This window comes from Rhodococcus sp. (in: high G+C Gram-positive bacteria), from assembly GCF_049286785.1.
Lineage (GTDB): Bacteria > Actinomycetota > Actinomycetes > Mycobacteriales > Mycobacteriaceae > Rhodococcus_F.
This window is the reverse complement of sequence record NZ_JBAQEO010000041.1, coordinates 1-8,328: the sequence shown is the minus strand read 5'-3', so window position 1 is coordinate 8,328 and position 8,328 is coordinate 1. Positions and strand designations below refer to the sequence as shown.

Here is an 8,328-nt window from a genome sequence, read left to right as displayed (position 1 = left end):
ACAGCGCAGCCAACGACAACGCCGGCGCCCCGGCCGTAGGCCGTCACACCGGCGGGCGGTCGCTGCCCCGGGGGCGTCGTTACCGACATAGGCGATTGCCTTACGAGAGTGGGGTCACCCAGAAGCGACCGGCGGAGGTCAACGGCGTCAGTCGGCCGGGGATCAGCCAGATGCTCCAGCGTGTCGGCGTCGAGGCGCCGGATGTCCGTCCGGGCACCCACGGTGGCACGGGTCGAGGTGGTACGGCTGACACCGGATTTGGATATGTGGGTCGACGACGAAGGCGCTAGCGTCGCCGACGCACGGGTGAATCTGATGGCGCGCGATTTGCCCGCGAGACGGAACCCACACCTGGGTGCTCGAGCCCTGCACCGTCGACGGGGACGCGCTGGATTCAGGCATCGAGAGCATTGCCTGCATCGGCGGGTGCATCTGCAAGGACCAGGAAGAGTGCGATGCGATCCGGGATTGAACGAGCAAGTCGCGTTTCTCCGACCGGCCAGGGATTGCTGGTAGGGGCTCTCTGTCGAGGTGCTGGGGCGCGGAGGTCTTCCGAGAAAATCGCTTGAACAGCGTTGTATTGAAAACTCGCGGGTTCTAGGATTGGGGTATGTCGACGGTCGAGTACGACTCGGCGACGGGCGGATCCGAGAACCGCCGGTACCGCTCTCCGCTGCGTCGGATGCAGGCAGCTCAGACGCGAGCGGTCATACTCGAGGCCGCCACCCGGTTGTTCGCCGAGCGCGGCTGGGTCGGCACCGGGATGAGGGGTGTCGCGCGGGCCGCGGCGGTTTCCGTCGAAACCGTCTACGCGACATTCGGATCCAAGGCACAGTTATTGAAGTCGGCACTGGACGTCGCCGTCGTCGGCGATGACGCGCCGGTGCCGCTGGCCGATCGGCCCATCTACACGGCGATCGGTGCGGGGCGCACAACCGGCGACCGCATCGAGCTCGCCGCGCGCATGGCCACCATGATCAACGAGCGCATCTATCGCCTGGCCGTGGCACTTCGTCAAGGTGCGACGGTGGATGCCACGCTCGCAGCGGTGGGCGCCGATCTGGATGGGCAGCGCAGGCGCTCGGTCGCCGACGTTGCCGGTCTGATCATGGGCCGCCGTCCCGATCCTGGTCAGGTCGACGAACTGTGGGTCCAGACCAGCGACCAGGTCTACGCCCTGCTGGTGGACGAATGCGGTTGGAGTCGCGTCCGTTACGAGGCATGGCTGATGGACCGCATGGAAGAAATCCTTTACCGCCCGGTGTGACACTCGGGCGCCATTATCTGGAGTAGGTCATGACAACCGACCCTCTGCCCCCCGCCGACACGCGCATTATGCGTATCGTGCACAACGCGTTGCGCCGCGACCTCGCACGCGCCGGGCAGGTGCTGCGCACAGCACCACCGCCCGCGCAGACTCAGCGGGTCGCCCTCGCCGACCATCTCGTGTGGATGATGCATTTCCTGCACCTGCACCACAGCGGTGAGGACGCTGGGCTGTGGCCCCTGGTCCGCGAGTTGAACCCGGCCGCTGGAGCTTTGCTCGACGCGATGGACGCCGACCATGCGCGGATCGGTCCCGAGATCGAGCGGGTTACCGCCGCAGCAACCGAATACCGCACAGATCCGGCTGCCCGAGAAGAACTTTCGAATTCCCTCACCGCTCTCGAGCAGGTGCTGCTGCCGCATTTGCAGCGCGAAGAGAACGAGATGATGCCGGTCGTCGCCCGAACCCTGACCCCCCGACAGTGGGACGACGTGGAGCAAAGAGTGTTCATCGCCTCGAAGACCAAGCAAGAGTTGGGGATCGAAGCTCACTGGATCATCGACCACGTCGATCGCGAAGACTACGACGTCACCGTTCGCAAAGTCGATCCCGTCACCCGGTTCATCCTGCTCCATGCGTTCAAACGATCGTATCGGCGGGCGTGCGCGGCCCGGTGGGGTGCCGACCTCGACGTCAGCCCCCGGCTCCACCAACCGCCCCGCACCGAGGGCGCGGTGGAACTGTGGATCGACGTCCCGGCCCGGCAGTTGTACGCCGCGGTCGCCGACGTCACCCGCATCGGCGAACGCAGCCCCGAGTGCCGCAGCTGCGCGTGGCTACCGGGACGGGCGCCGGGGACCGTGGGCGCCCGATTCCGGGGGCACAACCGCGCACATCGCATGCGCTGGTCCCGGGTCTGCGAGGTCACCGTCGCCGATCCGGGCAGTAAGTTCGAATTCCGCACGGTGTCGGACCGGCGCAACCCGCTCTACCACGACTCGACCACCTGGTCATACGCCTTCACACCGGACGGCGACGGGACCCTGGTGACGCATTCGTATCGGATCGACGTAATGCCGTACCGCCCGCTGCTCTTGCTCTACTCACGCCTGTTGCCGCAGCACCGGGACATGCGGCCACCGATGCGACAGAATCTGGAGGCGCTGCGGAGGCAGGCGCATGCTGGCACGCCTGCAGGGTCGGCCTTGCCTCGAACGGCCCAGGCCAAGTTCCCGACGTGATTCGCCGCAGCCAGGTGCAGACAACTGACAGCATCACACCGGCACGGTAAGTCTGGGAGAGATTGTCGTAGCGGGTGGTACAGGGCATCCCACATAGCGTGAATGATGTTGCCACCCATCGAGTACGGGAGCTGCTAACCGCGGGGTTACGTCCGGCCGCCCGATCTTCGCCGGATCCGTTCGATCTACGCCTGGGAAGACCTGTTCGTAGTCGCCCAGGACATCTTTCCCACGGAGACCACCGAACTCGCCGACGTCGTGCTCCCCGCCGCTACCTGGGGGAGGGGGGACAAAACCGGCACCTTCATTAACGCCGATCGCACCGTGCATCTGTCGGACAAGGCCGTGGACCCGCCCGGTTCGGCCCGTCCCGACCTCGACATCTTCCTTCATTACGCCCGGCGCATGGACTTCCGAGGCAACGACGACCGGCCACTCGTGCCATGGACGGACGCCGTGTCGGCGTTCGAGGCGTGGAAGACACGTAGCGCCGGCCCGACCCTGCGACTACACCGGCATCACGTACGAGAAGCTGCGCGGGGGCAGCGGAATTCAATGGCCCTGACACCGAACATCCCAGCGGAACCGAACGGCTGTATCAGGTGGACCTCATCGATCTCGCACAGCGCTGCCATCCCGACACGCTGCGGCAGATGCGATGGGCCAACGGCATGCTCAAGGCCCTGTCACCGCAGTTTCTCGCCAGCTGAGACGTCGCCCCTTCCGATTCAGTTCGAGCGAATTCCGTACACGACGTACGCCGAGTGAATAACAGGCTGTGCGACGTTGCGGACCCGCACCCCACCGGGCGTGGTCCCGCGCTCACATCCGGCATGGGCGTGACCGTGGAGAGCGAGGTCGACAGCGAACTCGTCGATAGGTTCGCCGAGCAGATAGGAACCCAGGAACGGATAGACCTCCCGCGGCTCACCACTGAGCGTGTCCTTGATCGGTGCATAGTGAGTGAGCGCGACCCGAATCTCGGTGTCCAAACCGGACAGCGCTTCTCTCAGTCGGTCGGCCACCCGGATCGTGTACTCGGCGAAGTCTTTCATCTGCCGCTCCCCGAAGACGCTGGCGCATTTGCCCGCGAATCCGCCACCGAAACCCTTGACTCCCGCGACCCCCAGTGTCTGTCCGTCCACGGTCAGTGTGGCGGCCGTCCCCTCGAGGACCGTGATCTCGCGGCTTTCGAGGAGGACTGTGATCTCCTCGGCCGCATCGCTGTGGTAATCGTGATTGCCGAGGACGGCGATCACCGGCACACCGAGATCGCAAAATTCGTCGGCCACGACGTGTGCTTCCTCCAAAGTGCCGTGGCGGGTGAGATCGCCGGCGAGCAGAAGGACGTCGGCTCGTTCACGGAGTTTCTCCAGCGCGGGACGGAGTTGTCCGCGCGCATCTTCGGCCAGATGGACGTCTCCGACGGCCGCGATGCGCATCAGTCGAGTTCCTCTCGACCGGCCGGTTCCCGATTATCGACAACATGGACGTCGTTGCGCACCAGAGCGCTCGGTAAGTGTTCCAGGATCACCGTGAGGAGGTCCCTCTTGCGCGCGGGGCAGATCACTGCCCCGCTGAGATACAACTGGTTGCCACGAATAGTCACCCGGACGCCGAGTTCGGCTGTCCGCGGGTCCTCCGCGAGAGCACGCCGGAGGCGGGCGACCACGTACTGGGGTGCGTCGTGGGTGTTCATGGGCTCGCCTTCTCCCGCACGGACTCGGTCGACGACACGATCCGCGCCGTTCGTGGCGAAACGTGCTGGATACAGCATTTCCCCGAACCGACGGTTGAAACGTTCCGCAGGCTGCTGTTGCAAATTCGGGATCTTGTGTCCTGTGTGCTCGGGGCCGCCGGCAGGATCGAGACGCCGATGAGGGAGCAGGGAGCGCACCCGTTCGGGGATCGGCTGCGTGAACGTGTTGAGCACCGTCCGGTGCTGCGCATACTCGACGATCTGGGTGGACCTCTGCTTCCCGCTTCAGATTCTCTTACCTCGCCCTGATACCATGCGCTGCAATGTTCCCTAAGCAGAAGGGGGCGCCGTCTATGACGCCTGAGGCTTATTCGCGCTCTCGTCGAGGCGTGTACGGAATCTCGGTCACATCGGAGCTGTCCGGGTTAGGTCCCCAGACCCTTCGTCTCTATGAGCGCCGCGGGCTGATCATGCCCAGTCGCACGGAGGGCGGTACCCGCAGGTACAGCGAAGACGACCTGGTCCGTCTTGCCCGGATCTCGGCATTGATCGAATCCGGGGTCAACTTGGAGGGCATCCGTCAGATCCTCGATCTCGAGGCCGAGAACGCCGCGCTGGCGGCGCGCGTTGCGGAACTCGAATCCGGCGTGCGGTTACTCGATCAAGGCACCGTGGGAAGTTCCTGACACCACTGGGTCTCTGGGTCGTCCGGGTTTGCCGCCCTGGTGGCGGCGAAAAGGCCCCTCGTCCTGAAATAGGACGAGGGGCCTTTCCGGGGTGACGCGGACCGTTACCGTCGGCCGGTCACCAACTTGACCAGGAACAGAAGTATCACCGCACCGAGCAGGCACGTGAAGAAGCTGAACCACAGGCCGCCGCCTTCGACGTCGACACCGAACACCTTCAGGAGGTAACCACCGATCAGGCCGCCGATGATACCGACTACCACGTTGAGGATGATGCCCATCTGGGCATCGGTCTTCATGATCTTGCTGCCGATCCATCCGGCGATACCACCGATGATGATCCAGCCGAGAATTCCCAGTCCTAGCATGGGTGTTCCTTTCGAGAATGTGTGCGCATATGGCGGCAGGGCGGGATTCGCCTCACCGGGTCCTACTGTTCGGCGCGTTGACGTGCCCTGTGCGCGCGCCTCGCCTGCGCGGGTCGGATCTGTATACGGACCGAACCGGCTCAGCGGACCTTCGCTGCGGCCTGATTCTCGGAATGGGCTCCTTCGTGGATCAGGCCGCCCCCTGAGTTCTCGAGATGAGCGCGGACGAACCACTGGAACTTCTCGAGCTCGGCGGTCTGACCGATGAGGAGATCCTCGGTGATCGGATCGATCTCACCGATCTCCTCGATGGCTTTGCGGCTGTCCTCGATGACCCCGTTGTAGACGAGGTCGAGTGCGGCGAGATGTGCCTGCGCGCTGTCGCGACCGACCGAGTAGTCGTCCCAGGTGCGGTCCCGGCCGATTGCCCCGGGTGTGCCGTTCGGCGACGTACCCAAGGCGGCGATGCGCTCGGCCACCGCATCCGCGTATCCGCGGACCAGGTCCACCTGCGGGTCGATCATTTCGTGGACGCCGATGAAGTTCGGTCCCACCACATTCCAGTGAACGTGCTTGAGGGTCAGATGGAGGTCGTTGTACGCACTGAGACGCTTCTGGAGTACGTCGGCGACCCGCGAGCCCTGCTCGTCGGACAGGCCGGGAACGGTAAACTGCGACATTCTGAATCCTCTCGTTCTGCCTCTTTCGGTACTGCGTGATTTCGGGGCGTTCGGGTCGTCTCGCGGTCGTTATGGCGCGGAATCGGCCGTCGGAGTTCACCCTGTTGATTTGTCTCGCGCGACCACCCCGTCGTCCCTTCTGCTGGCGGAGACGAGTGTTCTCTCACTCCCAGTTGAAATTTGACTCTATGAACATACAACAAAACCTATAGCGCGCAAACCAGATATTCTCCGCGAGGGACGTTCTTGCGGCGGTGAGCACCTGTCTCGGGCCGATTCCTCACCGGGTCGCCGCCGATTGGCCGAGATCGTCCTGGGTAATCGGGCGGGAGAACGACAACCCAGGAGACGGAGGCCCCGTGAGCGAGCACAGTCCGCAGACCATCGCATACCCCGGCCGCACGGCGGAGATGGCCGAGGAACCGCACGACGAGATGCGCGCCTACCGGGGAAACGAACTGCTGAAAGGCAAGAAGGCGCTGATCACCGGGGGTGATTCCGGCATCGGGCGTGCCGTTGCCGTGGCGTTCGCGAAGGAGGGTGCCGATGTGGCCATCGCGTACCTCGAAGAACGTGTGGACGCCGACCACACCGCTGCGCTGGTGGAACAGGAGGGGCGGAAATGCGTGACCGTTGCGGGTGACCTCGCAGATCCAGGACACTGCCGCAAGGTGGTCGAGCGCTCCGTCTCCGGATTGGGAGGACTGGACGTCCTCGTGAACAACGTCGCCTACCAGGAGCCCGTCGACGACTTCGTCGAACTATCGGACGAGCAGTGGCGACGCACGTTCTCGGTGAATATCGACAGTTTCTTCCATGTGACGAAGGCGGCTGTGCCCCATCTCGGCGCGGAATCCTCGATCATCAACACCGGTTCGGTCAACGGACTCCGCGGCAACAAGTCGCTCATCGACTATTCGGCCTCCAAAGGCGCGGTCACGGCGTTGACCTATGCGCTTGCGCAGTCGCTCCTCGAGAAGGGCATCCGGGTGAATTGCGTTGCACCCGGACCTGTGTGGACCCCGTTGATACCGGCGACCATGAGCGAGGAGAAGGTTGCCGAATTCGGCACGCAGGCGCCGTACGGTCGAGCGGCGCAACCCGACGAGATCGCGCCGTCGTACGTCTTCTTCGCCGCCGGATCGCTTTCGTCGTACTATTCGGGGGAAGTGCTGGCGCCGCTCGGCGGCGAGACCCTCCCCGGATGACGGTTCCCGGAGGGTGTACGTGTGCCGACTTCGGCCGCAATTTCCGGTCCGGTGGTACGCCGCGGGCAGTTGTCCTCCTCCCGGTTGAATGCGGTCGCCCCTGGGTACGCTGCGGGCAGTCGAAAATACAGACGATGACGTGGAGTGCAGATGGCCGAGGTTGGCGAGGTTGAGCGAATGATTACGAAATCCGGTGTGCCAGTGGTACTCCATGTCGCGGCGGAGTTCGAGAAGTTACCCGTGGTGCGGGCCGTGGCCGAGACAATCGCGATCCTGGGTGATTTCACACTCGACGATGTCGCCGACGTCAAACTCGCTGTCGACGAGGTCTGTTCCGTATTGATTGCCGCCACGCGGAAAGGATCGGAACTTACCTGTTCCTTCGCGTCATCCGAGATCGCGCTCCACATCACGGTCAGTGCGTCCGTCGATCGGGAGGGGGTGCCGAATCAGGAGGGTTTCGGCTGGCACGTCCTGGAAACATTGATGGATTTCGCTACCGTGACAGTTGCCGTATCCGGTGAGGAAGCAGCGCCCGAACGTGAGGTCACAGTCGAGCTGATCAAGCGGAGGGGGAACATCTAGCCGCCGTCTCCGGTTCGATGACACCGACGCAGATCGCTCAGCGAGTGGGGGTCTGTTGGATGCAGATGTCCAGAATTCGGGCGCGCCCCTGTCCGGGGTGCGCCGCTCGAGCACGGCTGCATGCGGATCGTTACGAGGACGGATCGTTACGAGGACACTGTGCCGTACATGTTATCACTCCTTGCCTTGTTCAGAGCCGCCTGAACAAGGCAAGCGCCGGATCGGGATGCTGGATGCGTGAGCGCCGGGTGGAGGTATGGCGCGCCATGGCGGCCGAGGCGTTGACGACACTGTCGCCGAAGCGCTCGAGTACCAGAACCTGGGTCGCAGCGAGATGGGCGCGGGCCAATCTCTCCGCCTCTGCAACACGCCCCGCCGCGATTTCCTTGACGATCCGGCGGTGCGCGCGCACTGTCTCATCGGCTTCGGCCTCGGATGGGTACTCGCCGCGCCTCGTCAGCGCCTCCGCCCATGCCTCCTCCTGTGCCGACCACAGAGCGACATAACTTCTGACGGCATATCGGATGGTCGCGTTCGGGGTGAAGGAAACGATGAGATCGTGGAACTCGCGCGCCGTCTGCGTGAATGCCACGC

10 protein-coding genes and 1 pseudogene are annotated in these 8,328 nt (G+C 64.1%); 6 read left to right on the top strand and 5 right to left on the bottom strand.

From position 1 onward, the window contains the following. The first annotated feature begins 610 nt into the window (after positions 1 to 610). The 3 genes and pseudogenes from WAW17_RS01870 to WAW17_RS01860 all read left to right on the top strand — a co-directional run. Positions 611 to 1,267 (top strand): helix-turn-helix domain-containing protein, encoded by a 657-nt coding sequence (locus WAW17_RS01870; RefSeq protein ID WP_422331328.1) that lies wholly within the window; start codon positions 611 to 613, stop codon positions 1,265 to 1,267. 29 nt (positions 1,268 to 1,296) lie between these two features. Next, the gene (locus WAW17_RS01865) at positions 1,297 to 2,508 is read left to right on the top strand and encodes a hemerythrin domain-containing protein (RefSeq protein WP_422331327.1); all 1,212 of its coding nucleotides are present in this window, start codon (positions 1,297 to 1,299) and stop codon (positions 2,506 to 2,508) included. 159 nt (positions 2,509 to 2,667) lie between these two features. Then, positions 2,668 to 3,110: pseudogene (locus WAW17_RS01860) on the top strand (molybdopterin-dependent oxidoreductase); the annotation flags it as partial. A 126-nt stretch (positions 3,111 to 3,236) separates the two neighbouring features. Here the strand turns inward: WAW17_RS01860 and WAW17_RS01855 are convergent. Both WAW17_RS01855 and WAW17_RS01850 read right to left on the bottom strand, forming a co-directional pair. After that, the gene (locus WAW17_RS01855) at positions 3,237 to 3,953 is read right to left on the bottom strand and encodes a metallophosphoesterase family protein (protein ID WP_422331330.1); all 717 of its coding nucleotides are present in this window, start codon (positions 3,951 to 3,953) and stop codon (positions 3,237 to 3,239) included. Then, positions 3,950 to 4,207: a BON domain-containing protein gene (locus tag WAW17_RS01850; RefSeq protein ID WP_422331326.1), complete on the bottom strand. Its 258-nt coding sequence runs from the start codon at positions 4,205 to 4,207 to the stop codon at positions 3,950 to 3,952. Before WAW17_RS01850 ends, WAW17_RS01855 begins: the two co-directional genes overlap by 4 nt. A 353-nt stretch (positions 4,208 to 4,560) precedes the next feature. Between WAW17_RS01850 and WAW17_RS01845 the strand changes: the two genes are divergently transcribed. Beyond that, positions 4,561 to 4,893, top strand: coding sequence for a MerR family transcriptional regulator (locus WAW17_RS01845; RefSeq protein WP_422331325.1), 333 nt, complete (start codon positions 4,561 to 4,563; stop codon positions 4,891 to 4,893). A gap of 104 nt (positions 4,894 to 4,997) precedes the next feature. On the opposite strand, the gene WAW17_RS01840 is transcribed toward WAW17_RS01845, so the two are convergent. Next, positions 4,998 to 5,261 carry a GlsB/YeaQ/YmgE family stress response membrane protein gene (locus WAW17_RS01840; RefSeq protein WP_422331324.1) on the bottom strand — a complete coding sequence of 88 codons (264 nt, stop codon included), beginning with the start codon at positions 5,259 to 5,261 and terminating at the stop codon, positions 4,998 to 5,000. 140 nt (positions 5,262 to 5,401) lie between these two features. Next, positions 5,402 to 5,941, bottom strand: a complete 540-nt coding sequence (locus tag WAW17_RS01835) for a Dps family protein (RefSeq protein ID WP_422331323.1) — start codon at positions 5,939 to 5,941, stop codon at positions 5,402 to 5,404. 410 nt (positions 5,942 to 6,351) lie between these two features. On the opposite strand from WAW17_RS01835, the gene WAW17_RS01830 reads away from it, so the two are divergent. Beyond that, positions 6,352 to 7,149 (top strand): SDR family oxidoreductase, encoded by a 798-nt coding sequence (locus WAW17_RS01830; protein WP_422331329.1) that lies wholly within the window; start codon positions 6,352 to 6,354, stop codon positions 7,147 to 7,149. 150 nt (positions 7,150 to 7,299) lie between these two features. After that, positions 7,300 to 7,734: an ATP-binding protein gene (locus WAW17_RS01825; protein ID WP_422331322.1), complete on the top strand. Its 435-nt coding sequence runs from the start codon at positions 7,300 to 7,302 to the stop codon at positions 7,732 to 7,734. 190 nt (positions 7,735 to 7,924) lie between these two features. On the opposite strand, the gene WAW17_RS01820 is transcribed toward WAW17_RS01825, so the two are convergent. After that, the coding region (locus WAW17_RS01820) for an FCD domain-containing protein (RefSeq protein ID WP_422331321.1) at positions 7,925 to 8,328 on the bottom strand (404 nt) is incomplete at its 5' end.